We start from the raw sequence: 25,709 nt of genomic DNA, 5'->3' as shown, positions 1-25,709 counted from the left end.
CTTTTTATTTATTTCTTTTTCCCGTTTCCGGTAGTTTGAACTCCCATATAATCCTGAACAGTTCTAAAGCCAATGTAACTTCTGGCTGAATCTGCATATTCATGATCACGAGTACTTACTTGAAGGAAATAAGCGACGTCTTTCCAAGAGCCACCTCGAACAACTTTTCTTTGATTTTTATAATCCTGAACATTTGGGTTCATCGAAGAAACATATTCGTATGCATTTGGATCATAAGATGAATCTGTCCATTCAGAAACGTTTCCTGCCATATTATAAAGATTATAACCATTTGGCTCATAGGATTTTGCTTCTACTGTATACAAAGATTCGTCTGCAGCGTAATCCCCTCTATTTGGTTTAAAATTAGCCAGAAAACAACCTCTGTCATTTTTAGTATAAGGCCCACCCCAAGGATAAGTAGCTGATTCTAAACCACCTCTAGCTGAATATTCCCATTCTGCTTCTGTTGGTAATCTGAAAGAGTTTATCAAATCGTGACCTTTCTTTTTGGATTTTATGTAGGTATTTTTATTTAAAGTTCTCCAAGCACAAAAAGCTTTTGCCTGAGTCCATTTTACCCCTACAACTGGATAATCTCCATAGGCTTTATGCCAGAAATAATCGTTATGCATTGGCTCATTATAAGAGTAAGCATAATCCTTAATCCAAACTGTTGTATCAGGATATACCTTTACTTCTTCTGTTCTGATGAAATTTTTTCTATTTCCTACTTTGGCTTTTGCAGCCGCCTGAATGTCCATCCAAGAGTAACGGAATTTCAATTTATCTACATCTATAGTTCGCAATCCATTGTATGAAGCCTCTATTGGCAAATACATTGAATCCATCACTTCAGCATAATACGCATCAGGATACAACTTAGTGTCTTTGATTAATTTTACTTTTTTATTCAATTTTCTTCCCGCATAAGGATCGTCTGCAGTACCTATACTATAATAATTATCGTACATGTATTTGTCATAGGCGGTCATCTTTTCAGGATCTGAATCATTGAAAGCAAAATCACCGATACTTCCGGCATTTTTACCTTTACCTTTAGGGTCTCCTGCACCAGCAGTCTGTCCGCTCATATCCGCAAGAATAGCTAATCGAACTCTCATTGTAGAGTCTTTTACCCATTCTACAAATTGACGGTATTCGCTATTGGTAATTTCTGTTTCATCCATGTAAAATGAACGAACGGTAACTGTTTTGGTAGGAGCATCTTCAACATTAGCTAAATCAGCATCTGATTTACCCATAATAAAAGCACCACCAGGAATCAAAGCCATTCCATAAGGTTTTTCAGGATGCCATTTCCCTCCATTAATACCAACTAACTCTCCTTTATCGCTTGATTTACCACAGCCAATTAAAAGGGCCAAAATTGACGTATATGCAATGAACTTCTTCATATTAATTTGGTTATCTATTCATTATTTTTAAGTGTGTAAACCTATTTATTATTTATTAATAAAACAATATTTTTGTTATGAAATTAATTTGAGCCCAAAAATAATGTTAAATAAAATACAAAAAAAATATTTTGTCGATAAAATGCTAAAAAAAAACGATAAAATACACAAAAACTGATTTTTTTATGTGTTTTATAATGTTAAGCTTATGAATCACGTTAATTATTAAACTATTTTTAAGGATTGAAGTATAGCTCTCAAATAATTAATTACAAGATATTCTTACGTTGCGCTTTCCACCATCTTTCAGGTAATTCTTGATTGCATGCCAATAAATATTCATCGTAAGAACATGGTAATAACGTATTTCTTTTTAGTTTATTATTACCATTTGAAATAAATGGGATTTCTATCCACCATCTGTCCGTTTTGTCGCTTTTATAAAAAACAAGTTCCTCTTCCTCCAATGGGACAATGTATTTCAAATAATTTTCTTTACTCCCAAAAGGGTACTCATTAGAACGATAATGAAACCCTTCTATAAAATACCAAATGATCTGTGCTATGATGACAGATTCTTGTGCCGAATTATTATGGTTGAATATCCCAAAAGAGGATACTTTATCACTGATACCTGCATATCGCGACAAAGAACAAATTTCTTTTCCATTAAAACCATTTGGCGCAAACGAAATGAAATTTCCTGAATCAGATGATTTAACTGAATTCAAATCAATACTCACTAAATCCGCGTCTCTAAAAACAGGCTCCGAAATAGAAATATTATTCGAAACTTCTCCTAATCTATAGGCGTCGAAAAATAGTTTTTCTATCAAATCTATTTCTTCCTGCGAATTAAAATACGTTTGATACCCTATATTACAATAATTGAAAAGATTATTAGGTTCGTCTACAATTATTTTTGTCAAATAGGAAGAAGCCGAAACCTCCTCCTCATCCTTACCAAAATCAAATTTATTATCAATGGAAACCAAGTTGACCATTTGTTCCAAATCATCGTAAGCTCTATAAAGCGCATACGTCAAGTCTTGGGAACCACCAATAACTATAGGAGTGATTTTTTTCTTGATTAGACTTGCAACTACTTTTTTTACTGCAAAATAAGTATCCTCAACAGAATTCCCGGCAAGAATATCACCTAAATCAGCAATTGAAGCGTCCCAGTTTCCCGGAAACAATCCATATAACTCTTTTCTAAGTGGTATTAAATCAACATCCGAAACAGCCTTTTTATCTCCTCGATTTTCTAAAACGCCTATTACGGCAATTTTAATTTTATTCAAATCCGGAAATTGTTTTTCTGTATGCAATACAATTTTACTTCCCAATTGCTGAGAAGTCAATCCGTTTATATAACTAAGGATTTCATCATCTACGGGTTTCAGAAAGTCAAATTCCATTTTATTTCTTTTTTGCTACTGGTTTCTTTGCTACGGCTTTCTTTGCGGGTGTTTTTTTGGCTGCTACTTTTTTAGCTGGCGTTTTCTTGGCAATCATTTCCTGAACTTCAGCCAATGTCAATTTTGTAGCATCGACATCTTTACTTAATTCAATTTTGATTTTTCCTTTGGTGATAACGGAACGTCCCCAACGGGCTTTTTCAACTAAAATTCCTTCTTCTTCCCAATTATGCAAAACCTTATCAATATTCTTTTGCAATTTATCTTCAATCAAGGCTTCAATATCTGTTTGAGACAGATTATCAAAGTTATATTTTTTACTTACATTAATAAACAAACCGCTCCATTTGATAAAAGGACCAAAACGACCCACACCTTTCTGTACACCTTCTCCTTTATAAACTGCTATTGGCGCATCGGCGGCTACTTTTTCATCGATTAATTCTTTAGCTCTTTCAAAATCTACGTCTAACGGATTTTCACCTTTTGGCAAAGAAACAAAAGCGGCACCGTGACGAATATAAGGACCAAAACGACCATTACTCACCTCAACTTCCTCATCTTTATATTCTCCCAGCTTTTTTGGTAATAAAAACAAATTCAACGTTTCCTCTAAAGTGATGTTTCCAATATTTTGATCTGCCATTAAACTGGCGAATTTTTTCTCTTCATCATCAGCAGCTCCAATTTGAGCCATTGGTCCAAATTTCCCTAAACGCACCGAAACCGGTTTTCCTGTTTTTGGATCTGTTCCCAGAATTCTTTCACCGCTTTCTCTGTCTGCATTCGCCTCTACATCTTTCACTGTTGGGTGAAATTTATCGTAGAACTCTTGCATCATTTTTGTCCAAACGATATTTCCTTCTGCAATTTCATCAAAATCCTGTTCCACTTTTGCAGTGAAATTATAATCTAAAATGTTTCCGAAATTCTTTACCAAGAAATCCGTAACAATAGTTCCAATATCTGTAGGGACTAATTTCCCTTTATCAGAACCTGTATTTTCTTTCAACAACTTCTCTCCTACTTTCCCGGATTGCAAAGTCAGTTGCGTATAATTACGTTCCTGACCGTCAAGATTTCCTTTCTCCACATAATTCCTGTTGATAATCGTAGAAATTGTTGGCGCATAAGTAGAAGGACGACCAATGCCTAATTCCTCTAATTTCTTCACCAAAGAAGCTTCGGTATATCTTGCAGCAGCACGAGAATATCTTTCGGTTGCTGAGATATAATTGTTTTGTAATTTTTCGTTGACTTTCATCGCCGGCAACATTCCTTCCTGCTCTTCTTCATCGTCATCATGACCTTCCAAATACACTTTCAAGAAACCTTCAAAAAGCAAAACTTCACCGGATGCCGTGAATATTTCACCGTGATTGTTCGCTTCAATTTTCACGTTAGTGCGTTCTAATTGTGCATCACTCATTTGCGAAGCCAATGTTCTTTTCCAAATTAAATCATACAAACGGGCTTGATCTCTGTCAATATCTACCGTATGACGGGACATATCCGTAGGACGAATCGCCTCGTGCGCTTCCTGTGCCCCTTTACTTTTATTGACAAAAGTTCTAGGTTTAGAAAATTCTTTCCCGTAGGATTTGATGATTTCAGCTTCAGCAGCTTCCATTGCATCTTTGGATAAGTTCACACTATCCGTTCTCATATACGTAATAAGCCCGGCTTCGTACAAACGTTGTGCGAGTTGCATGGTAATTCCAACAGGCAAATACAATTTACGAGCGGCTTCTTGTTGCAAAGTCGAAGTTGTAAATGGCCCAGTTGGTGATTTTTTGGTAGGTTTCGTTTCTAAATCGGCTACCTTATATGTAGAACCGATATTTTTATTTAAAAAATCTTCAGCTTCTTTTTTAGTATTGAAATTTTTAGGCAGTTTTGCTTTGAATGTTTTCCCGGATTCATTAGTGAATTCAGCCACAACAGAATACGTTGCAATTGCATTAAAGTTTTGAATTTCTCTTTCACGTTCTACAATCAAACGAACGGAAACCGATTGTACACGACCTGCAGAAAGTCCACCTTTTATTTTTCTCCAAAGTACAGGCGACAATTCATACCCAACCAGTCTGTCCAAAACACGACGCGCTTGTTGTGCGTTGACTAAATTATAATCAATTTCACGTGGATTATCAATTGCTTTTAGAATCGCAGTTTTAGTAATTTCGTGAAAAACTATACGCTTGGTTTTCTTCTTGTCTAATTTTAATTCTTCGGCTAAATGCCAAGAAATAGCTTCTCCCTCGCGATCCTCATCACTTGCTAACCAGACCATTTCGGCATTCTTGGCTAAAGTCTTTAATTTGCTTACCAACGCTTTTTTATCAGCAGAAACTTCGTATTTGGGCTTAAAACCATTTTCTACATCTACTCCAATTTCTTTGGAAGGTAAGTCCGCAATATGCCCATAACTGGACTCTACTTGAAAATCACTTCCTAGAAATTTCTCGATTGTTTTTGCCTTTGCAGGGGACTCAACTATAACTAAATTCTTTGCCATTGCTCTATTTTTCTGGGACAAAAGTATCTTTTTTTTTTAAATATTGCGCTTTTGTATTTCTAAAAGTAATTTTTCTCGTTGAACAAAAGATTTAAACTGTTGTGAATTACAGCCTTTTTTACGAATCAGCTCGACAAAAATTATTACGGTTTATGACGAGATGGATGTAAGAATTTGGGCAAGAAAAATCTAAACAAGAAAAAGAAACTTTCTTTGGAAATGATTTCAGCAATTACATGTAAAATTACAGCCAAGTAGATGTATGGGTCCAAAAATAATACTAAAGAGGTGTTTTATGATTTTGAAATCAGTATGGAATTGAAATTTAAGTTTGATATTGCCCAACTCCTTGCTAACGGCAGAATTTCAACAGCGTGTCAAAAAACCATTCAAAAGGTTGGTCTCTTTGAATGGGTTTTAGAGAACTAAACCGACAATAATCGATTTTTTATATGCCGAATCATTTATATGATAAAAATAAGGAATAAATGATTAGCTTTCACTTTTACCCCTTACAAGAGCTATTATTATTATAATAAAAACCGCTCCCCCTACTACCCAAACCCATGGTTGTGCAAACCAATCAGTTCCTTCCTCACCCACTGTCAAATTTACATCCACCTCTTCATTTTGCGCCCACAAAAGACTATGAAAAAAGAAAAACGCACTAATTGCTAAACACTTTTTTGACATTACGCTGATGTTCTGTAATTGTTTCATGTTAAATTGTTTTTAAATTAATGATAAATACTATTTTAGGAGTTTTAACCTACCAAAGATAATGAAATTATCTTTATTAAATGTTTCATAATTAAACAAAAAGAATACATAATTCACATAATTTAACCTTAAAACAAGATAATATATTTTTATTTCAGCTCAATAAGCTATATTTTTAATAATTTTACGCATCCTTTATTTTTGAGATTCTATTTTAAAAACTTGGAAATAATTTTTCTACCAGCACCGACTGAAGTAAAAAAACGGAGCGAAAAAAAGCGGAAATTTCCTGTTCTAAAAAAGCGACCAATGGAAGCTCTATTTAGAACTTTAGAAACTTAACTTTCTTTGCGAGTCCCGAAGGATCTGGATTGTAGCGAAAAAGCGGGATTGGCTGCTGATAAGCATTATTCTAAAACATTGTTAATTCTTCATCTGACATCTTGTCATATTTATTTGAATTGCGTTATCTTTGTGCTTTGAAAATACATGATGGAAAAGATTATTGAAGAAAGTAAGCAGGGCGAAAGTCTTGTTCTGGAGCATAAACCTGAGAATACAAAAAAACTATTTATAGAAAGCTATGGTTGTGCGATGAATTTTTCGGACAGTGAAATTGTAGCTTCTATTTTATCCGGGAACGGATACAATACGACGCAAGTTTTGGAAGAAGCCGATTTGGTTTTGGTCAATACCTGTTCTATTCGTGACAAGGCAGAGCAAACCATTCGCAAACGCTTGGAAAAATATAATGCGGTGAAACGCATTAATCCAAAAATGAAAGTAGGCGTTTTGGGCTGTATGGCCGAGCGCTTGAAAAGTCAATTCTTGGAAGAAGAAAAAATCGTTGACCTTGTTGTGGGTCCTGATGCGTATAAAGATTTACCAAACCTTTTACAAGAAGTGGAAGAAGGGCGCGATGCGATTAACGTGATTTTGTCGAAAGATGAAACTTATGGTGATATTTCGCCGGTTCGATTGATGAGCAACGGAATCACCGCTTTGGTTTCAATCACTCGTGGTTGCGATAATATGTGTACGTTTTGCGTGGTGCCTTTTACCCGCGGACGCGAACGCAGCCGTGAACCTCAAAGTATCATGACCGAAATTCAGGATTTGTGGGACAAAGGATTTAAAGAAATTACACTTTTGGGACAAAACGTGGATAGTTTCCTTTGGTACGGCGGTGGATTAAAGAAAGATTTTGAGAATGCTACCGAAATGCAAAAAGCTACTGCAGTTGATTTTGACCAATTACTGGAAATGGTAGCTGTTGGTTTTCCAAAAATGAGAATCCGATTTTCGACTTCAAATCCACAGGATATGCATGAAAGTGTTTTGCACGTAATTGCGAAACATCCTAATATTTGCAAACACATTCACTTGCCGGTTCAATCAGGAAGCGATAGAATCCTGGCAGCAATGAACCGTTTGCACACGCGTGAAGAATACATGACTTTGATTGACAAAATCAGAACTATTATTCCAAATGGCTCGATTTCACAGGATATGATTACTGGTTTCCCAACAGAAACCGAAGAAGATCATCAAGACACGTTGAGTTTGATGGAATATGTGAAATATAATTTTGGTTATATGTATTCGTATTCTGAACGTCCGGGGACTTTGGCCGGAAGAAAAATGGAAGACGACGTACCCGAAGAAACAAAAGCAAGAAGATTACAGGAAATTGTCGATTTACAACAAAAACACGCTTGGTTCCGCTCTGAAGAATTCATTGGTCAAACCGTAGAAGTTTTGGTAGAAAAAGTTTCAAAAAAATCAACAGAAGAATTTTCAGGAAGAAATTCACAAAGTATTACAGTAGTTTTCCCAAAAGAGAATTATAAAATTGGAGATTTTGTTTTGGTTAAAATAGAAAGCTGTACCAGTGGAACCTTAAAAGGGAAAGCAGTAGGTTTGAGTGAAATGAATTAAAAAGAGTTTTAAGTAATTATTAATGAGATTGCTTCGTGCCTCGCAATGACAATATGGAAACAGTTCAAGCTATAAAACAACGATTTGAGATTATCGGGAATGACCCGAAGCTTAATCGTGCGATAGAAAAAGCCATACAGGTAGCTCCTACTGATATTACCGTTTTAGTAGCGGGAGAAAGCGGTGTGGGAAAAGAAAATATTCCTAGAATTATTCATTCGCTTTCGCACAGAAAACACGGGAAATATATTGCCGTAAACTGTGGAGCCATTCCTGAAGGAACGATTGACAGTGAACTTTTCGGGCATGAAAAAGGCGCTTTTACCGGTGCAACTAATACACGTGAAGGCTATTTTGAAGTAGCTGACGGCGGAACTATTTTTCTGGATGAAGTAGGCGAATTACCGCTTACCACTCAAGTGCGTTTGTTACGTGTTCTTGAAAATGGGGAATTTATAAAAGTAGGTTCTTCGCAAGTACAGAAAACAGATGTGCGAATTGTTGCGGCTACGAATGTCAATTTATTTGATGCTATCGAAAAAGGGAAATTCCGTGAGGATTTATATTATCGTTTAAGTACGGTGGATATTACTTTACCACCTTTGCGCGATAGAAAGGATGACATTCATTTGTTGTTCAGGAAATTCGTTGCTGACTTTGCCCATAAATATAAAATGCCCCCTTTAAAACTGGACGAAAATGCTATCCAATTATTACAGAAATTCCGTTGGAGCGGTAATATTAGACAATTACGAAATGTAGCCGAACAAATCTCCGTTTTGGAAACGAATCGTGATATATCCGCAGTGACTTTACAATCGTATCTGCCGGTTCTGGGGAACAATTTGCCATCTGTCATAAAGGATAAGAAAAGCGAAAGTGATTTTAGTACCGAAAGAGAGATTTTATACAAAGTACTTTTCGACATGAAAAGTGATTTGAATGATTTGAAAAAATTAACTTTGGAATTGATTCAAAACGGCGTGTCCAAAGTACAGGAAACCAATCAGCATTTGATAAAAAAAATATATGGTTCGAAAGAAAATGACAGTGAAATCGATTTTGAAGAAGAACCAAGATCAGCCTTAATCACTACTCAAAACAATGAAGAGCTGTATCAGGAACATGATGATAATTATCTTTTTGCAGAAACAATCGAAGAGGAAGAAACTTTGCGTTTAGAACAAAAAGAAATCGAAATGATTAAGAAATCATTAGAAAAAAATAAAGGAAAAAGAAAAGCTGCAGCAGATGAGCTGGGCATTTCTGAAAGGACTTTATATAGAAAAATTAAGCAATTTGATTTGTAGTTTTCACTACAAAAATGCTAAGACACAAATGACTTAATTCAAAATGAATATCTTTGACCCGACCGTTAGCGAACTGGCGAAGCAATTTTTAAAATAGAAAATGAAACATATAAAATTTATTCTTCTTTCAATAATTATAGTAAGCATCAACAGTTGCTCGGTCTATAACTTTACAGGAACTGGTAAAATTGATGCCGAAACATTTCAAGTTGGTTTTTTTCAGAATAACGCTGAATTAATTGAACCTGGTATTGACAGAACATTTACATTAGAACTTCAAGATTTAATCCAGAACCAAACCAATTTGAACTTGGTCAAAAATGGTGCTGATTTGACTTACGAAGGAGAGATTGTAGATTATAGAATAAGTCCAATGACAGCTACTGCGGATCAGCGAGCAGCTCAGAACCGATTAACGATTCGAGTGAATGTTCGTTTTACCAATAAGAAAAAAGAAGCAGATGATTTTGAAAAACCATTCACTTTCTTCTACGATTATCCTGCGGAACAACAATTGACAGGGGCGACTTTAAACAGTGCTTTAAAGGAAATTTTTGAAAGAATTACACAAGACATCTTTAATGAGTCACTCGCAAAATGGTAATAAAAAAATGAACGTAACCGATTATACTTATTTGATTAATAAACCAGATGCTATCTATGAAAAGCAAATGGAAGCTTTGGAAAAAGTACTGGAAGAATTCCCCTATTTTCAAAGTGCCAGAGCGATTCAATTAAAAGGTCTTTACAATCAAAACAGTTTTAAATACAATACTGCTTTAAAAATTACAGCAGCACATTCAACTGACCGATCTATTTTATTTGATTTCATTACATCAGATACATTCACTTCAATTCAAAAAGGTCTTTACGATAAAAAAGCGTTAGAAATTCTTGATATAAAAGTGGTTGGCAGTGAAATTATTGTTACTGAAGAACAAACGGAATCCAAAATAAATTCTTTAGAAAGATCCATACTCACTTCAATAAAAGAAGCTTCAGCAGTCGATGTTGATGATACTTCAAAAACTACCGAAGAGAAACTGGCCATTGGAAAACCTTTAGATTTCTCTAAAAGCGAACAACATTCCTTTCAAGAATGGCTTCAACTTTCCCGAACTGAGCCTATCGAAAGAGAAAAAGAGAGTCCTATTAATCTACCGCTTCCTATAATAGATGAAGATAAAAGAAAGAAATTAGAATTAATAGATAAATTTATTGAAGCCAGTCCGAAGATTTCTCCAGTAAAACATGGAGTTGCTTCCACCGTTACTTTTGACTTAAATGCAGCCGACAATTCCTTCTTGATGACGGAAACTTTGGCCAGAGTCTATTTGGAACAAAAAAAATATCAAAAAGCGATTCAAGCTTATGAAATATTAATTTTGAAATATCCAGAAAAAAGTAGTTTCTTTGCAGACCGCATATCGGATATTAAGATTTTACAACATAATAATAATTAAACAATGAGCACATTTTCAATTTTTTTAGTTTTAATAACTATAGTTTGTTTTCTATTAATCGTAGTTATCATGGTTCAAAACCCTAAAGGTGGAGGATTATCATCTACAATAGGTGGTTCTCAAATGTTAGGTGGAGTACAAAAAACAACTGATTTTTTAGACAAAAGCACTTGGACATTAGCAACTATACTAATTGCACTTATATTACTTTCAAGCTTAAGCTTTACAGGAACATTAAGTGATACCGATTCTAAAATCATTGAAAACACAGGAAGTGCGGCACCAGCTACAAACACGCCAGTTGCTCCTGCTCAAAACACACCTGCTGAACCAAATCCAGCAAAATAAATTATTACAACATATTCTAAATGCCAGCCTGTCAAAGCTGGCATTTTTTATAAGAAATTATGTCAGTTTCATTAAGATGGCACAATTTCTGAAATCTTTATAGACGTTAAAATAAATAATATAAAAATATAAAATCATGGCTTTAAACATTAAACCGCTTTCTGACAGAGTTCTTATCGAACCCGTTGCAGCTGAAACAAAAACTGCTTCAGGGATTTTTATTCCAGATACAGCTAAAGAAAAACCACAAAAAGGAACTGTTGTTGCTGTTGGAAACGGAACAAAAGAGCATACAATGACTGTAAAAATTGGCGATTCTGTTCTTTACGGAAAATACGCTGGTACTGAATTAAAACTGGAAGGAAAAGATTATTTGATCATGCGTGAAGACGATATTTTAGCAATAATCTAAAATCCCCTCCCAGCCTCCCCGAAGGGGAGGAGACTAACCGTAAAAAAAAAATACACAAACAACATTCATCCTGGCTCCCTCTCCTTTGGAGAGGGCTGGGGTGAGGAAAATAAAATTAAAATGGCAAAAGATATAAAATTTGATATAGAAGCACGTGACGGATTAAAACGTGGTGTTGATGCATTGGCAAATGCAGTAAAAGTAACGCTAGGGCCAAAAGGTCGTAATGTAATTATTGGAAAAGCTTTTGGTGGACCAACCGTTACTAAAGATGGTGTTACCGTTGCAAAAGAAATTGAATTGAAAGATCCATTGGAAAATATGGGTGCTCAGATGGTTAAAGAAGTTGCGTCAAAAACTAATGATTTAGCTGGAGACGGAACTACAACTGCAACCGTTTTGGCACAAGCAATTGTAAAAGAAGGTTTGAAAAACGTTGCAGCAGGTGCAAATCCTATGGATTTGAAACGTGGTATTGACAAAGCTGTTGAAGCTATTGTAGCTGACTTAGCAAAACAAGCAAAAGTAGTAGGGAGTGATTCTGAAAAAATCAAACAAATTGCTTCAATTTCTGCTAACAATGATGAAGTAATTGGTGAGTTAATCGCTGCAGCTTTCGCAAAAGTTGGAAAAGAAGGTGTTATCACTGTTGAAGAAGCCAAAGGAACTGATACTTATGTTGATGTTGTTGAAGGTATGCAATTTGACAGAGGATATCTTTCTCCTTATTTTGTGACTAATTCAGAGAAAATGGAAGTAGAATTGGAAAATCCTTACATCCTTTTATACGATAAAAAAGTTTCTTCTTTAAAAGAATTATTACCAGTTTTGGAACCAGTTGCTCAATCTGGAAAACCATTATTGATTATTGCTGAAGATGTTGATGGTGAAGCATTATCTACATTGGTAGTAAATAAATTACGTGGAGCCTTGAAAATCGCTGCTGTAAAAGCGCCTGGTTTTGGTGACAGAAGAAAAGCAATGTTGGAAGACATCGCTATCTTAACTGGAGGAACTGTAATTTCAGAAGAAAGAGGATACACTTTAGAAAACACAACTATCGAAATGTTAGGAACTGCTAAAAAAGTGACTATCGATAAAGACAATACAACGATTGTAAGTGGTGCTGGCGAAGCTGACATGATCAAAAATCGTGTCAACCAAATCAAAGGTCAAATGGAAGCTACAACTTCTGATTATGACAAAGAAAAGCTGCAAGAACGTTTGGCTAAATTAGCTGGTGGAGTTGCTGTACTTTATGTTGGTGCTGCTTCTGAAGTAGAAATGAAAGAGAAAAAAGACAGAGTTGATGATGCACTTCACGCAACGCGTGCTGCTGTTGAAGAAGGAATTGTTGCTGGTGGTGGTGTAGCTTTATTGAGAGCTAAAAATGCACTTAGCACTATTAAAGCTGACAATGCTGATGAAGCAACCGGAATTCAAATTGTATCTCGTGCAGTAGAGTCTCCATTGAGAACTATTGTTGAAAATGCAGGTCTTGAAGGTTCAGTTGTAGTTGCAAAAGTTGCTGAAGGAAAAGGTGATTTTGGATATAACGCAAAAACTGACGAATACGTTGACATGCTTAAAGCAGGTATTATTGATCCTAAAAAAGTAACGCGTGTAGCATTAGAAAACGCAGCTTCGGTTGCCGGAATGATATTGACTACTGAATGTGCTTTGATTGATATTAAAGAAGATAATGGTGGCGGAAACCCAATGGGTGGAGGTATGCCAGGAATGATGTAATAGCAATCCATTATAAATAAAAAACCGTCCCGATATAAATCGGGACGTTTTTTTTATGGATTATAAATTATTTATTTATTCTTGAGTTTTTGATTTTCTGCTGAACTTATAAATTACCGGTAAAACAGTAATTCCAACTAAAGCAATAACAATTATTTCGATATGCTCTTTCAAATCAATCTGATAATTTTCAAGTAGGAAACCATACAAATAATGTCCTGCGAAAATCAAGGTGAATGACCAAATGAAAGAACTTAGAATATTATAAAACATAAACTTCTTTTTGTCCATAGAAACGATTCCAGCTACTATTGGTGCAAAAGTTCTAAATATTGGAAGGAATCGAGCAAAAATAATTGCTTTACCTCCGTATTTTTCAAAGAAATCTTTTGATTGAACTAAATATTTTTTCTTAAACCAAAAGCTATCTTCTTTATTGTACAAATAATAACCGCTTTTTGAACCAAACCAATATCCAACAATATTACCTAATATCCCTGATAAAGCCACAAGTGTTGATAAAAGAACAACATTCACAAAATCATTTTCAATAAATAAAATATTTTCTATTAAATCGCGACTGTAAATCCCTGCCAAAAACAATAAACTATCTCCCGGTAAAAAGAAACCCGCAAAAAGACCTGTTTCTGCAAAAACAATAAATAAAACTATATAAATACCCAATTTAATTCCATTAACATCAAAATGAATATAAAAAAGCGGGTCAATCAAATTCTTCCAATCAAAATCGTTCATTCTACGGTGTTTTATGCTAAAATTATTCGTGCGTGAAAGTACGGATAATATATCTTAACCACAATTTATGGTCCTACTTTAAAGTTTTATTAACTATTTAAATTAGCCGAGTTAACTTTCCCTTGTTTACAATCAAATGTTGTTTTTAATAATCGTAATTCTAGTTCCTTAAAAACATGGTTTTTTATAGTTAACAGCCTCGATTTCACTCAAAAAAATCATTAAAATATGGCATTAAAAAAACCAAAACTTTCGCTTTGGTTTTTTTAAATTATTTTCGCTCATATTGGCAACAAGTGTGAAGTTTGTCATAATCTTCCTTTAATGCCTTGACTTCATCTGTATCATGGCCTGCTTTTGCAATCGTTTTCTGAATTGTAGGCATATCCGTTTTCTGCTCGTTTACAATCAAGTATAAAGTGCCACAATCCATATGCCAATCGGCAGATTTAACACCCGAAACGCTTAGTGCCGCTTTTTCAATTCTCTTTTTACACATTTCACAATTCCCGCTCACATGAAATTCAACCTTAGCGTTTTTATTTTTCACCTCTTGAGCCTGAACTGTAAACCCAACAAATGTCAGTAACATTACTACTATTATATTTTTCATCATTTAATTTTTTTAAGACTATTTAATTTTAAAACGTAAACCTGCATAATACATTTGTCCAAAAACTGGACCATAAACTATCGATGCATCAAAAGTAGGTCCAAATGGATTCTCATTACCCAAGATAACATTCTCTTGCTTGTAATTTCCAATATTTTCTCCGCCAATATACATTTCAAAAGTAGAAGAAAAAGTTCTGGTAACTTGTATATTCATCACAGAAAATGAAGGTGAAAATTCAGGCAGTCTATCTTCTTCAGGATTTGTTGACGTATTGGGTAATTGTTGTTTTCCGAGCCAATTGAAAGTATAATCAAACTTCCATTGTTTTCCCTTATCTAAAATATGGGTCTCATACCCTAAATTTCCAAAGAAACGATGTTTTGCCTGCAATGGCCTTTGATACGTTCCTGATAAATAATCCGTTTGAATATCATAGTATTTGTAGGCTGTTCTCAAATTAAAATGTTTGGCTAATTCATAATTGAACTCTACTTGCAAACTATTCGCATACGATTTACCTTTTAAGTTGTAAAACAAAACCTGTTGTGGGCTCTCCAACACATCAACAACTGCCTGATTTTGAAAATCGGTTCTGTAGAAATCAAAACCAACATCAGCACTCTTGCCGAAAAGTAAAAAACCCTGCATAAAACTCACCCCATAATTCCATGCAATTTCAGGATTCAAACCGTATATTTTTCCATTGGTATCTAAAAATTCAAAGGTTCTTGAACTTGCCAAAAGCTGTTGGTTTTCGGCAAAAACATTAGCGCTTCGTTTCCCTCTTCCTGCCGAAAATCGCAAGACACCTTTTTCCCAAGGATTGTATCGCACGTGTAATCTTGGCGTAGCAAAAGTCCCCAAACGATTATGATTGTCTATTCTACCGCCAAGAACTACGCTAAAGTTCTCCGTGTTATCATAGGTATATTCAAAAAAAGCACCTACCGAATTATCAATTCTGCTGTAATCATTTGCATTGACAAACTCACCGTATTTATCATACGTGAAGTTCAAACCCGTTGAAAATTTATGTTTCGTATTATTGATAATCGAATTGAAAATCAGGTTCGAATAATAACTTTTTTGTTTGATATTATACTGATTTAATCCAAAATAAGAGTTTTGATCATGACTGTTAAAAGCATTCTGAAAACCAATACTCTGATACGGCATATCTGGAAAAACATAGCCTAATTTAGTGGAAACATCAAAACGTTCCGTATTGATTTCGGAGCCCCAATAATTAGTCGTTCCCTTATCTCTATCCGGATCAAAATTTAATTCTCCTGTTTGTTTTTGATCATTCATATAACGGAAGTTAATGAAACTCACCCACCCTTTTTCGGCATTGGTATATTGCCAACGATTTAAAACATTGATTTGTTTTGCCAATGGATTGTCCAGAAAACCATCGTCATTCATATCGTTTTTTGAAACTCTCGTGTTTCCGTGAACAAACAAACTACTACTCCATTTATCAGAAATTTTGGTATTGAAATGCGTATTTAATTCAAACCGAGAATCTGTAGAACCATAGGCATTCAGAAAAAATGGAATATCGCTGATTGGCTTTATTAATTCGGTATTGATTTGCCCCGAAATACTTTCGAAGCCATTGACAACACTTCCAGCACCTTTTGTAATTTGGATGCTTTCAACCCAAGTTCCCGGCGTGAATGACAATCCGTAGGCTTGAGAAGCACCACGAACCGAAGGAATATTTTCCTCCGTAATCATCAAATAAGGACTCGTCAATCCTAACATTTTTATTTGTTTCGTTCCCGTCAAAGCGTCCGAAAAATTGACGTCGATTGAAGGATTTGTTTCGAAACTTTCTGCCAGATTACAACAAGCGGCTTTAAGTAATTCTTTGCTTGTCAGCGTTGTAGTATTAGCCGTTAAGCTATATGATTTTTTTAAACTTTTACTGTTGCCTTTTACTTTTATCTCCTGCAAAGTATCTTGCGAATAAGAATTAAAAGCGCAAAAGAAGAACAATAAAAGTATTGAAATTTGTTTTTGCATGATTGATTTTTAATGTTAGAAAAATGTAAAATCACAAAGGTGTGATTCAAGTTTTTATTAAAACATTAAAACTACGCGTAGAAAATATATTGGTGGTATAATTTAAAAAAAGGCGGCGCATTTGCATCGCAATAATACGAAGTAAACTGGCAGTTTTTAAAATTTGAAACAAATGAAAATACAGAAGGATTCCATTCCTCTATTGAAAATGTAAAATCCGCATGAAAAGAAACTATTTTTTGAATTAAATCATCCGTTTTCTTTTGAAAATTAACCTCTTTGTCTTTGCAACAATGTGATTTTTTTTCAACAACCCCACAACAATCTTTTTCTAAATTTTGATCCTGAACAGGAGTTTTAAGAGTAACCGAAGCAATCTCATTACCGCAATAACGAACATTAAATGCTAATCCCATATTGGAAACCAACAGGAAAAAAGCAAGAAGAAGACAAATAGGTCTTTTGAATTTCATGTTGCTAAATTAGTGATTTAATTAAACTCCAAAAGCTAAATTCATGTTAAAAATCTACAATTCAAACTCTTGTCCCATTAAAGGAATTTTACAATCAAAACCATATTTTTCATGAATTTTTATCCGAAGTTCATCCATCGGCTGATTTTCTCCATGCACGAGAAAAACTCTTGTCGGTTTATTTTCCAACTCTGACAGCCAATTAAGCAAATCCTTTTGATCTCCATGCGCTGACAAACCCTGTATTTCCAAAATATTTGCTTTTACAGGATAATACCGCCCATGAATTTTAATTTCTTTTGCTCCCTCTAGTAATTTTCTTCCACGTGTCCCTTCGGCCTGATATCCTACAATGATTACAGTAGTTTCCGGAAGACCAATATAATGTTCGAGATAACTTAACACTCTTCCTCCGGTTACCATTCCGCTGGCTGCAATCACTACTTTAGGCTGTTCGTCAAAAATCACTTCAATTGTTTCCTGATAATCAGAAACCAATGAAAACATTTTACTCATTTCGGCACATTCTTCCAGCGATAACTTATGCCATTTTTTATTATTCGAAAAAATATTCAGTGCATTAATTCCCATTGGAGTATCAATAATATAAGGAATATTGGGAATCCTATTCTCTTCTCTAAGCTGCCATATCAGATACATGATGGTTTGGGCACGCTCTACAGCAAAACTCGGAATAATAATCGTTCCGCCTTTCTCAATAGTATTGTTGATGTAAGTTTCCAGTTCTAATTTGGTATCTGTTTGAGGATGCAGTCGATCACCATATGTACTTTCGAGAAAAACATAATCAGCTTTTTTGGGTTTGGTTGGCGGATACATCAACACATCATTATCACGACCAATGTCTCCGGAAAAAACTAAGGTTTTATTTTCAAGTGTCAATGCAATACTGCAAGCACCCAGAATATGCCCTGCATTCGTATAAACAGCTTCAATTTGGGCATCCAAAGGAACAGGCTCATTGGTTTTAATTACTCTAAAAAACGGAAAAACTTTTTCAGCCTGTTCAACCGTATAAAGTGGTTCGGCAATTTCATGTTTGGAATATTTCCCTTCATTCGCATTTTTAGCTTCTTCCTCCTGAATTTTAGCACTATCCAAAAGGATAAGCTTAGTAATATCTTTTGTGGGACTCGTGCAATAAATTTTGCCGTCAAAGCCCTGATTTACCAATCTTGGCAACCAGCCACAATGATCTAAATGACCATGAGTAAGCAAAACAAAGTCTATCGTGGACGGCAAAATAGGCAGAGGTTCCCAATTGAGTTCCCGCAAAGGTTTTATCCCTTGGAACAGACCACAATCTATCAAAATCCGAATCCCATTACTTTCAATCAATGTTTTAGAACCGGTCACTGTACCTGCCCCACCAATAAATTTAACTTTCATTTGATTTGAATTTAAAATTAAACAATCCAGTATTATTTTAAATATAACTGCATAATTCCGTTGCTTCTTTTAATACGTTTCTTATTCGGTTTGGGCTTAATCCAATTTTCTCTAAGCAATCGGAATGGTTTATTATTTCTTTTACCAAGATCACATCCAATATCAACAACTTATCTTTTTCGGCTATTGACAAAGTGGTTAAGCAAGTCACCGGATAAAGATAGTGCGTGTCATTTTTGGTTTTTAGATTGTTGTCTTCCGGATAATTCCAACTCAATAAACTCAATCCGGAGCATTTTGCAAAATCGACAGCATCTGTTGTAAATCTGTTATTTGTGACGATCCAACAATTTGAAATGATATCTCTTTTTTCAAAAATGGCATGTTGTCTTTCCTTCAAATCATTAAAACGAGACAAAATGTACATGGGAACTTTCACATCCGAAGCGGCGTCTCTACCCACATGATATTTGCATTCAACCATGGAAATATCCTCATTCTTCTTTACTAAAACATCAATTTCATGCAAGACACATTTGCCCTGTAAGGTTATATTTGTTACCGTTTGATACTGTTCCGAAGCAAAAAGACGGGCTATATATTTTTCGAAAAAGAAACCTGCCGGACCTAACAATCGTATTGCTTCTCTTAAATTATAACGTGCCGCATGGGAATTAGCTGTTTTTTTCAATAATGAAAAAGCCATTTTATAGATTTGCTTCGTAGAAATACCTTCATACATTTGTTTTTTTATCGTATAAAGTATGTTGTCGACCGCAATAGCATTTGCTCCTGATTTTAAAAGTGATTTTTTGAGTTTCTCAGAATTAAATTCGACAATATCTCCAGAATGTTTGATGATTTTCATACCCTTATTGATTTGATAAACAAATACTTAAATCAACATTAAAGATAAAGAAAAAAGACTACTTATTTTGTTTTTGATAATAAAATCCCGGAACAAATAATAAGACAAAAATTGGCTGAATCAGAAACCTGCGAACATAAAACAGAATCCAATTACTGTGTTCATGAGCGAAGTAGACTATGTAGAAAAAAGCAACAATTAAAATTATAAAGAAAAAATAATACAAGACGAAGGCAAATTTAACCATTGCCACGTCTTTGAAAAGGACATAAATAATACCCAATGAAATAGTAGTATTCAATGTATAACGGAACAATAACCCTAAAAACAATTGGGTTGAATTGAAACTTGGCAACCGTAACTTAGTAAAATCTTTTTTGAAGAAATCCAGAAAGGGATCATAAAACAACTGATTTTCAAAAGCGCGAACAAGCACTAATAATGCAACCAAAAAAAGGAATTGTATGAATCTTAGTTTGTTATTTAATATCTTTTGAAGCATATCTTGAAAATTTACGAACCCAAATTAACCATAAAATAAAAACTACACCATAAATATACAAAGGAAAAAGGACTCCGTGTAAAAATGGTTCTTGTTTTGGAAAATAAAAAATAAGTGCACTTAAAGCTGCAATCCTCAAAACATTCAACACATAAATAAGCAGGCTTCCGCCAAAGATAAAAAGCAGCGTCGTTTTTAATTTCCCTGAAAAAGCTACCACAAATGAAATGAACAAAATAATTACACTGATTGCATTACAGCCTTCAACAATTCGGGCTACATATTTCTGACTATAAAACAACTTCATATAAGGATGCGCAGCATTTTCTTCAATTGCAGATCCGTCATTAAACAATTGCAATACTTGCGCCGTATTTTTACCCATCATTCTTGTAATAGAGTCTATTTTATTTTCTTCAAAACTCATAAGATAGCGCTGATACAAAAAAGTCAGCACAATATAAGTCAGAAAAAAGGTTGCCAGAAAAAGCAAAAACGGTTTATAAAGAATAAAATATTTTTTCAAAATCTATTTTTTAACAAATTTATGTAATTTTTGAAACTGGCTTTAAATACTTTTGCATAAATAAAAATAAAAACATGACATTTCAAGAATTACAACCAAAAGTAACCGAAATCACATTAAATAAAAAGCTGTCAAGAGACGAAAAACTCTTGTCTATTTGTCAATTACTTAGCGACTCTATTGCATATTACAATTGGGTTGGATTTTATTTTGCAAATCAAGGAACCAAAACACTACACTTAGGTCCTTACGTAGGTGCAGAAACAGACCATACTGTAATCCCTTTCGGAAAAGGAATTTGCGGGCAAGTGGCGGTTTCTAACGAAAACTTTGTTGTTCCTGACGTTGCAGCACAAGACAATTATATCGCTTGTAGTTTTACCGTAAAATCAGAAATCGTAGTACCCCTTTTTGTAAACGGCGAAAACATAGGACAAATTGATATTGACAGCCATGTCTTGGATCCATTTACTAAAGACGATGAAAAATTCCTAGAGTTTGTGAATGAAGAAATAGCTAAATTGTATTAAAATTTCTACATTTGGTTCTCAATTAAAACCATTTATGAAATCAAATTTATTCTCCATTCTATTTCTTTTAATTCCAATTTTATCATTCTCTCAAACCCCTATTAGCAAAAAAATTTATTTGGATTCCCTTTGGAATGAAACTACGGAAGCAAATCATAAATATTACAGAATAATCAAGAGCTACAATTTAAACCAAGACAGCTATAAAGTATCTGATTATTACAAATCAGGCGTTTTACAAATGGCAGGAACCTCAAAAACCAAAGATTATCTATCGAAAGAAGGCCAATTTATATTTTATTATGAAAATGGGAATAAAAGGTCCATTACAAATTATGTGAATTCCAGACCAAGCGGCAAACAGTTTGACTGGTATGAAAATGGACAAATCAAATCAGAAATTGAATATCTAGAAAATCAAAATGGACCTATTTCTGAAATTAGCGTTAATCAATTCTGGAATACCGAAAACGTCCAAAAAGTTATTGACGGCAACGGTGATTATGAATACTCCGATGACAGACAGCACGAAAACGGAAAAATAAAAAACGGTTTTCATGATGGTATTTGGAAAGGATATAACAAAAATCTTAATTGGAGCTACACGGAAATTTATGAAAACGGCAAATTCATTTCGGGCGTAAGCATTGATTCCTCTAACACGGAACACCCATATGATGTAATTGAATCTAAACCCAAACCAAAAAAAGGAATCGAACATTTTTATGGGTATATAGGAAAAACATTTAATACACCAAAAGTACAAGGACTTAAAGGAAAAATCTATATTACCTTTGTCGTTGACACAAATGGGAAAATTATAGAACCCAAAATCCTTAGAGATATAGGTTACGGAACAGGTCTAGAAGCAATAAGAGTTTTAACAAGTTATGGAAACTGGATCCCCGGTCAACAAAGAGGCATTAATGTTCGTGTACTTTATTCTATACCTATTACTATACAATCAAGATATTAAAATAATTTGCAATTCATAATTTATAATTCATAATTATTTTCTACATTTGCACCCGTCTTACAATAGCTGTACGACATACATAAAAATCATTAAACAAATATTGGAATGTATTTAACTAAAGAGATTAAAGAAGAAATCTTCGCTAAACACGGAGAAAAAACAAACACTGGAAAATCAGAAGCTCAAATTGCTTTGTTCACTTTCAGAATTAGCCACTTAACGGAGCACTTGAAAAAAAATCGTCACGATTATAATACAGAGCGTTCATTAGTATTGCTTGTAGGTAAAAGAAGATCTTTGTTGGATTACTTGAAGAAAACAGAAATCAACAGATACCGTGAAATTATCAAAGTATTGAATATCAGAAAATAATCAATATAAAAGAGGTGCGAAAGTGCCTCTTTTTGTTTTTATATACAATAATAAAAAAGTTTGGTTTTTCATTGGGTTTTAGGCATTAACTACGCACAACAACAACTACAACACAACTAGAACCCATTGTTTAATCTAAAGAGAATTCAAATTATGATTCCAAAAGTTTCAAAAGAAATTATCGATTTAGGAGATGGCAGAAGCATCTCAATCGAGACCGGAAAACTAGCCAAACAAGCTGACGGTTCAGTAGTAGTACAAATGGGAAATGCGATGTTGCTTGCAACAGTTGTATCTGCCAGAAAAGCAAGCCCAGTAGATTTTTTACCTTTAACGGTAGATTATCGTGAAAAATTTGCAGCAGCAGGTCGTTTTCCTGGTGGATTTTTCAAAAGAGAAGCAAGACCAAGCGACAACGAAGTTTTGACAATGAGATTAGTTGACCGTGTATTGCGTCCACTTTTTCCAAATGATTATCACGCTGAAACGCAAGTGATGATTCAATTGATGTCTCATGACGAAAACGTAATGCCGGATGCATTAGCAGGTTTAGCCGCTTCGGCAGCACTTGCTTTATCTGATATTCCTTTTTCAACTTTAATTTCTGAAGTTCGTGTCGCTAGAGTTGACGGTAAATTTATCATCAATCCAAGCCGTACACAATTAGAATTGTCTGATATTGACATGATGATTGGTGCTTCAAAAGATTCTATCGCAATGGTAGAAGGTGAGATGAAAGAAATTTCAGAGCACGAAATGGTAGAAGCGATCAAATTTGCTCACGAAGCGATCAAAATTCAAATCGAAGCGCAAGAAAGATTAGTTGCTGCTTTTGGTAAAAAAGAAGTAAGAACATACGAGCAAGAAAAAGAAGATACTGCAATTTACGATAAAGTAAAAACGGCATCTTACGATTTGTGTTACGCTATTGCAAAAGAAGGAACAGCAAAGCACGAAAGAACAGCTCAATTTGCTGAAGTAAAAGAAGTAGTAAAATCTTTATTTACAGAAGAAGAATTAGCTGAAAACGGAGATTTAGTTTCTAAATATTTCTACAAAGCCAATAAAGAAGCAGTTCGTAACGTAACCCTAGATTTAGGAACACGTTTAGACGGTAGAAAAACTACAGAAATCAGACCTATCTGGGCTGAAGTAGATTATTTACCATCTGTTCACGGATCGGCATTGTTTACAAGAGGAGAAACTCAAGCATTGGCAACAGCGACTTTAGGAACCTCTAGAGAAGCAAACCAAATTGATTCTCCATCTCAACAAGGTGAAGAGAAATTCTACTTACATTACAACTTCCCTCCTTTCTCTACAGGTGAAGCAAAACCTCTAAGAGGAACTTCAAGAAGAGAAGTAGGTCACGGAAACTTAGCTCAAAGAGCTTTGAAAAACATGATTCCTGCTGATTGCCCTTACACTATTCGTATTGTATCTGAAGTATTAGAATCTAACGGTTCTTCTTCTATGGCTACCGTTTGTGCTGGTACATTAGCACTTATGGACGCAGGTATCCAAATGATCAAACCAGTTTCTGGTATTGCTATGGGATTAATTACTGACGGAGATCGTTTTGCTGTATTGTCTGATATTCTTGGTGATGAGGATCACTTAGGAGACATGGACTTTAAAGTAACCGGAACTGCTGATGGAATAACTGCTTGTCAAATGGACATCAAAATCGAAGGATTGGCATACAACATCATGGAATCAGCATTAGCTCAAGCTCGTGATGGTCGTTTGCACATTCTTGGAAAAATAACTGACGTTTTAGCAGTGCCTAAAGCAGATGTTAAAGCATATGCTCCAAAAATTATCACAAGAACTATTCCTGGTAATTTCATTGGTGCTTTGATCGGACCTGGTGGAAAAGTAATTCAAGAATTACAAAAAGCCACCGGAACTACAATCGTTATCAACGAAGTAGATGAACAAGGAGTTATCGAAATTCTTGGTACAGATCCTGCTGGAATTGAAGCGGTATTGGCTAAAATTCAGTCCATTACTTTCAAACCACAAATGGGAGAAGCTTATGATGTGAAAGTAATCAAAATGCTTGATTTTGGAGCTGTAGTAGAATATCTTGCAGCACCCGGAAATGAAGTATTACTTCACGTATCTGAGTTAGCTTGGGAACGTACTGAAAACGTTTCTGATGTTGTTAATATGGGTGATACTTTTCAAGTGAAATACTTAGGTATGGATCCAAAAACAAGAAAAGAAAAAGTGTCAAGAAAAGCACTTATGCCAAGACCTCCACGTGAGGAAAGAAAAGAGTAATCAGATCTTAGTTTACTAAAGGTTTATTTATAAAAAATCCCGTTTCATGAATTTGAAACGGGATTTTTGTTTTTTAATTAAATTATTTTAGAAACTATTGTAACTTTTTTGGGACTCCATACGTATAATCATTTGTACACTTAAAAATTGAGGAGACAAAAAAACATGAGACAACTAAAAATCACCAAGCAGGTAACCAATCGTGAAACTGCTTCATTAGACAAGTATTTACAAGAAATTGGAAAAGTTGACCTTATTACCGCTGACGAAGAGGTAGAATTAGCACAAAAGATTAAAGCCGGTGACCAGAAAGCATTAGAGAAATTGACAAAAGCCAATTTACGTTTCGTAGTTTCGGTAGCAAAACAATATCAAAATCAAGGGTTAACCCTTCCCGATTTGATTAACGAAGGAAATTTAGGATTGATAAAAGCAGCACAACGTTTTGATGAAACACGTGGTTTCAAATTCATCTCGTATGCCGTTTGGTGGATTCGTCAATCTATTTTACAAGCATTGGCTGAACAATCCCGTATCGTTCGTTTGCCTTTGAATAAAATTGGTTCTATCAATAAAATCAACAAAATGTACGCTTTACTAGAGCAATCTAACGAGCGTCCACCATCTGCTGAAGAAATTGCAAAAGAGCTAGACATGACCGTAAATGACGTAAAAGAGAGCATGAAAAACTCTGGCCGTCACCTATCAATGGATGCGCCTCTTGTAGAAGGAGAAGATTCTAACCTTTATGACGTTTTACGTTCAGGTGAATCACCAAATCCAGACAGAGAATTAATCCACGAATCATTGCGTACTGAAATCGAGCGTTCATTAGAAACATTGACTCCAAGAGAGGCTGATGTTGTTCGTTTGTACTTTGGTCTTGGCGATCAACACCCAATGACATTAGAGGAAATCGGAGAAACTTTCGACCTAACTCGTGAGCGTGTGCGCCAAATCAAGGAAAAAGCAATCCGCAGATTAAAACACACTTCTAGAAGTAAAATACTAAAAACCTATTTAGGATAATAGCCATAAGTTCGAAAGTCATAAAGTAAAAAGTAATACA

The 25,709-nt window shown here is 34.7% G+C and carries 25 protein-coding genes; 13 read left to right on the top strand and 12 right to left on the bottom strand.

The genetic code is table 11. The features are described 5' to 3' along the window. Positions 1–8: 8 nt before the first annotated feature. From porK to topA, 3 genes are all read right to left on the bottom strand, one after another. Positions 9–1,418, bottom strand: coding sequence for a T9SS ring complex lipoprotein PorK/GldK (gene porK / locus ACNQGX_RS02180; protein WP_417973624.1), 1,410 nt, complete (start codon positions 1,416–1,418; stop codon positions 9–11). A gap of 269 nt (positions 1,419–1,687) precedes the next feature. Then, positions 1,688–2,839 carry a formimidoylglutamase gene (locus ACNQGX_RS02175; protein ID WP_417973622.1) on the bottom strand — a complete coding sequence of 384 codons (1,152 nt, stop codon included), beginning with the start codon at positions 2,837–2,839 and terminating at the stop codon, positions 1,688–1,690. A 1-nt stretch (position 2,840) separates the two neighbouring features. Then, complete coding sequence (gene topA, locus ACNQGX_RS02170; RefSeq protein ID WP_417973620.1) at positions 2,841–5,357, bottom strand: type I DNA topoisomerase; 2,517 nt, start codon at positions 5,355–5,357, stop codon at positions 2,841–2,843. Between the two features lie 258 nt (positions 5,358–5,615). Here topA and ACNQGX_RS02165 point away from each other — a divergent pair, with 258 nt between their 5' ends. Continuing rightward, positions 5,616–5,786, top strand: coding sequence for a hypothetical protein (locus ACNQGX_RS02165; RefSeq protein WP_417973618.1), 171 nt, complete (start codon positions 5,616–5,618; stop codon positions 5,784–5,786). A 63-nt stretch (positions 5,787–5,849) separates the two neighbouring features. Here the strand turns inward: ACNQGX_RS02165 and ACNQGX_RS02160 are convergent, their stop codons facing one another. Further along, positions 5,850–6,077, bottom strand: a complete 228-nt coding sequence (locus ACNQGX_RS02160; protein WP_417973616.1) for a hypothetical protein — start codon at positions 6,075–6,077, stop codon at positions 5,850–5,852. A 492-nt stretch (positions 6,078–6,569) separates the two neighbouring features. Between ACNQGX_RS02160 and miaB the strand changes: the two genes are divergently transcribed. From miaB to groL, 7 genes are all read left to right on the top strand, one after another. Then, positions 6,570–8,015 (top strand): tRNA (N6-isopentenyl adenosine(37)-C2)-methylthiotransferase MiaB, encoded by a 1,446-nt coding sequence (miaB, locus tag ACNQGX_RS02155; RefSeq protein WP_417973614.1) that lies wholly within the window; start codon positions 6,570–6,572, stop codon positions 8,013–8,015. A 53-nt stretch (positions 8,016–8,068) separates the two neighbouring features. Continuing rightward, on the top strand, positions 8,069–9,325 hold the full coding sequence (locus ACNQGX_RS02150) for a sigma-54 interaction domain-containing protein (protein ID WP_417973612.1): 1,257 nt from the start codon (positions 8,069–8,071) through the stop codon (positions 9,323–9,325). A 100-nt stretch (positions 9,326–9,425) separates the two neighbouring features. Then, complete coding sequence (locus tag ACNQGX_RS02145) at positions 9,426–9,929, top strand: LptE family protein (protein ID WP_131916783.1); 504 nt, start codon at positions 9,426–9,428, stop codon at positions 9,927–9,929. Next, positions 9,907–10,788 carry a tetratricopeptide repeat protein gene (locus tag ACNQGX_RS02140; RefSeq protein WP_417973610.1) on the top strand — a complete coding sequence of 294 codons (882 nt, stop codon included), beginning with the start codon at positions 9,907–9,909 and terminating at the stop codon, positions 10,786–10,788. Before ACNQGX_RS02145 ends, ACNQGX_RS02140 begins: the two co-directional genes overlap by 23 nt. Positions 10,789–10,791: 3 nt before the next feature. Further along, the gene (gene secG, locus ACNQGX_RS02135; RefSeq protein ID WP_131991953.1) at positions 10,792–11,136 is read left to right on the top strand and encodes a preprotein translocase subunit SecG; all 345 of its coding nucleotides are present in this window, start codon (positions 10,792–10,794) and stop codon (positions 11,134–11,136) included. Positions 11,137–11,272: 136 nt separating this feature from the next. Beyond that, the gene (locus ACNQGX_RS02130) at positions 11,273–11,548 is read left to right on the top strand and encodes a co-chaperone GroES (protein ID WP_007137725.1); all 276 of its coding nucleotides are present in this window, start codon (positions 11,273–11,275) and stop codon (positions 11,546–11,548) included. 120 nt (positions 11,549–11,668) lie between these two features. After that, on the top strand, positions 11,669–13,297 hold the full coding sequence (gene groL, locus ACNQGX_RS02125) for a chaperonin GroEL (protein ID WP_131991950.1): 1,629 nt from the start codon (positions 11,669–11,671) through the stop codon (positions 13,295–13,297). Between the two features lie 75 nt (positions 13,298–13,372). On the opposite strand, the gene ACNQGX_RS02120 is transcribed toward groL, so the two are convergent. From ACNQGX_RS02120 to xrtF, 8 genes are all read right to left on the bottom strand, one after another. Beyond that, positions 13,373–14,053: a DedA family protein gene (locus ACNQGX_RS02120; RefSeq protein WP_417973607.1), complete on the bottom strand. Its 681-nt coding sequence runs from the start codon at positions 14,051–14,053 to the stop codon at positions 13,373–13,375. Positions 14,054–14,324: 271 nt separating this feature from the next. Next, the gene (locus ACNQGX_RS02115; protein ID WP_417973605.1) at positions 14,325–14,666 is read right to left on the bottom strand and encodes a heavy-metal-associated domain-containing protein; all 342 of its coding nucleotides are present in this window, start codon (positions 14,664–14,666) and stop codon (positions 14,325–14,327) included. Between the two features lie 18 nt (positions 14,667–14,684). Then, positions 14,685–16,697, bottom strand: coding sequence for a TonB-dependent receptor plug domain-containing protein (locus ACNQGX_RS02110; RefSeq protein WP_417973603.1), 2,013 nt, complete (start codon positions 16,695–16,697; stop codon positions 14,685–14,687). 71 nt (positions 16,698–16,768) lie between these two features. Continuing rightward, on the bottom strand, positions 16,769–17,170 hold the full coding sequence (locus ACNQGX_RS02105; protein ID WP_417973601.1) for an HYC_CC_PP family protein: 402 nt from the start codon (positions 17,168–17,170) through the stop codon (positions 16,769–16,771). Positions 17,171–17,224: 54 nt separating this feature from the next. Then, positions 17,225–18,580, bottom strand: a complete 1,356-nt coding sequence (locus tag ACNQGX_RS02100; protein WP_417973599.1) for an MBL fold metallo-hydrolase RNA specificity domain-containing protein — start codon at positions 18,578–18,580, stop codon at positions 17,225–17,227. Positions 18,581–18,617: 37 nt separating this feature from the next. Beyond that, positions 18,618–19,448 carry an ATP cone domain-containing protein gene (locus ACNQGX_RS02095; protein WP_417973597.1) on the bottom strand — a complete coding sequence of 277 codons (831 nt, stop codon included), beginning with the start codon at positions 19,446–19,448 and terminating at the stop codon, positions 18,618–18,620. Between the two features lie 58 nt (positions 19,449–19,506). Continuing rightward, a complete protein-coding gene (locus ACNQGX_RS02090; protein WP_417973595.1) occupies positions 19,507–19,950 on the bottom strand; it encodes an exosortase F system-associated membrane protein in 444 nt (147 codons plus the stop codon). Further along, positions 19,928–20,476 carry an exosortase family protein XrtF gene (gene xrtF / locus ACNQGX_RS02085; protein ID WP_417973593.1) on the bottom strand — a complete coding sequence of 183 codons (549 nt, stop codon included), beginning with the start codon at positions 20,474–20,476 and terminating at the stop codon, positions 19,928–19,930. Before xrtF ends, ACNQGX_RS02090 begins: the two co-directional genes overlap by 23 nt. A 74-nt stretch (positions 20,477–20,550) precedes the next feature. Here xrtF and ACNQGX_RS02080 point away from each other — a divergent pair, with 74 nt between their 5' ends. The 5 genes from ACNQGX_RS02080 to ACNQGX_RS02060 all read left to right on the top strand — a co-directional run bounded on the left by ACNQGX_RS02080 (position 20,551) and on the right by ACNQGX_RS02060 (position 25,669). Beyond that, positions 20,551–21,006: a GAF domain-containing protein gene (locus tag ACNQGX_RS02080; RefSeq protein WP_417973591.1), complete on the top strand. Its 456-nt coding sequence runs from the start codon at positions 20,551–20,553 to the stop codon at positions 21,004–21,006. Between the two features lie 34 nt (positions 21,007–21,040). Further along, positions 21,041–21,982, top strand: coding sequence for an energy transducer TonB (locus tag ACNQGX_RS02075; protein WP_417973589.1), 942 nt, complete (start codon positions 21,041–21,043; stop codon positions 21,980–21,982). Between the two features lie 105 nt (positions 21,983–22,087). After that, positions 22,088–22,354, top strand: coding sequence for a 30S ribosomal protein S15 (rpsO, locus tag ACNQGX_RS02070; RefSeq protein ID WP_066079886.1), 267 nt, complete (start codon positions 22,088–22,090; stop codon positions 22,352–22,354). A 153-nt stretch (positions 22,355–22,507) separates the two neighbouring features. Continuing rightward, on the top strand, positions 22,508–24,640 hold the full coding sequence (locus ACNQGX_RS02065) for a polyribonucleotide nucleotidyltransferase (RefSeq protein WP_417973587.1): 2,133 nt from the start codon (positions 22,508–22,510) through the stop codon (positions 24,638–24,640). 165 nt (positions 24,641–24,805) lie between these two features. Further along, complete coding sequence (locus ACNQGX_RS02060) at positions 24,806–25,669, top strand: sigma-70 family RNA polymerase sigma factor (protein ID WP_007137700.1); 864 nt, start codon at positions 24,806–24,808, stop codon at positions 25,667–25,669. Positions 25,670–25,709 lie beyond the last annotated feature (40 nt).

This window comes from Flavobacterium glycogeni (genome assembly GCF_048286775.1).
In the GTDB taxonomy this organism is placed as follows: Bacteria; Bacteroidota; Bacteroidia; order Flavobacteriales; family Flavobacteriaceae; genus Flavobacterium.
This window is presented reverse-complemented; position numbering and strand designations above follow the sequence as displayed.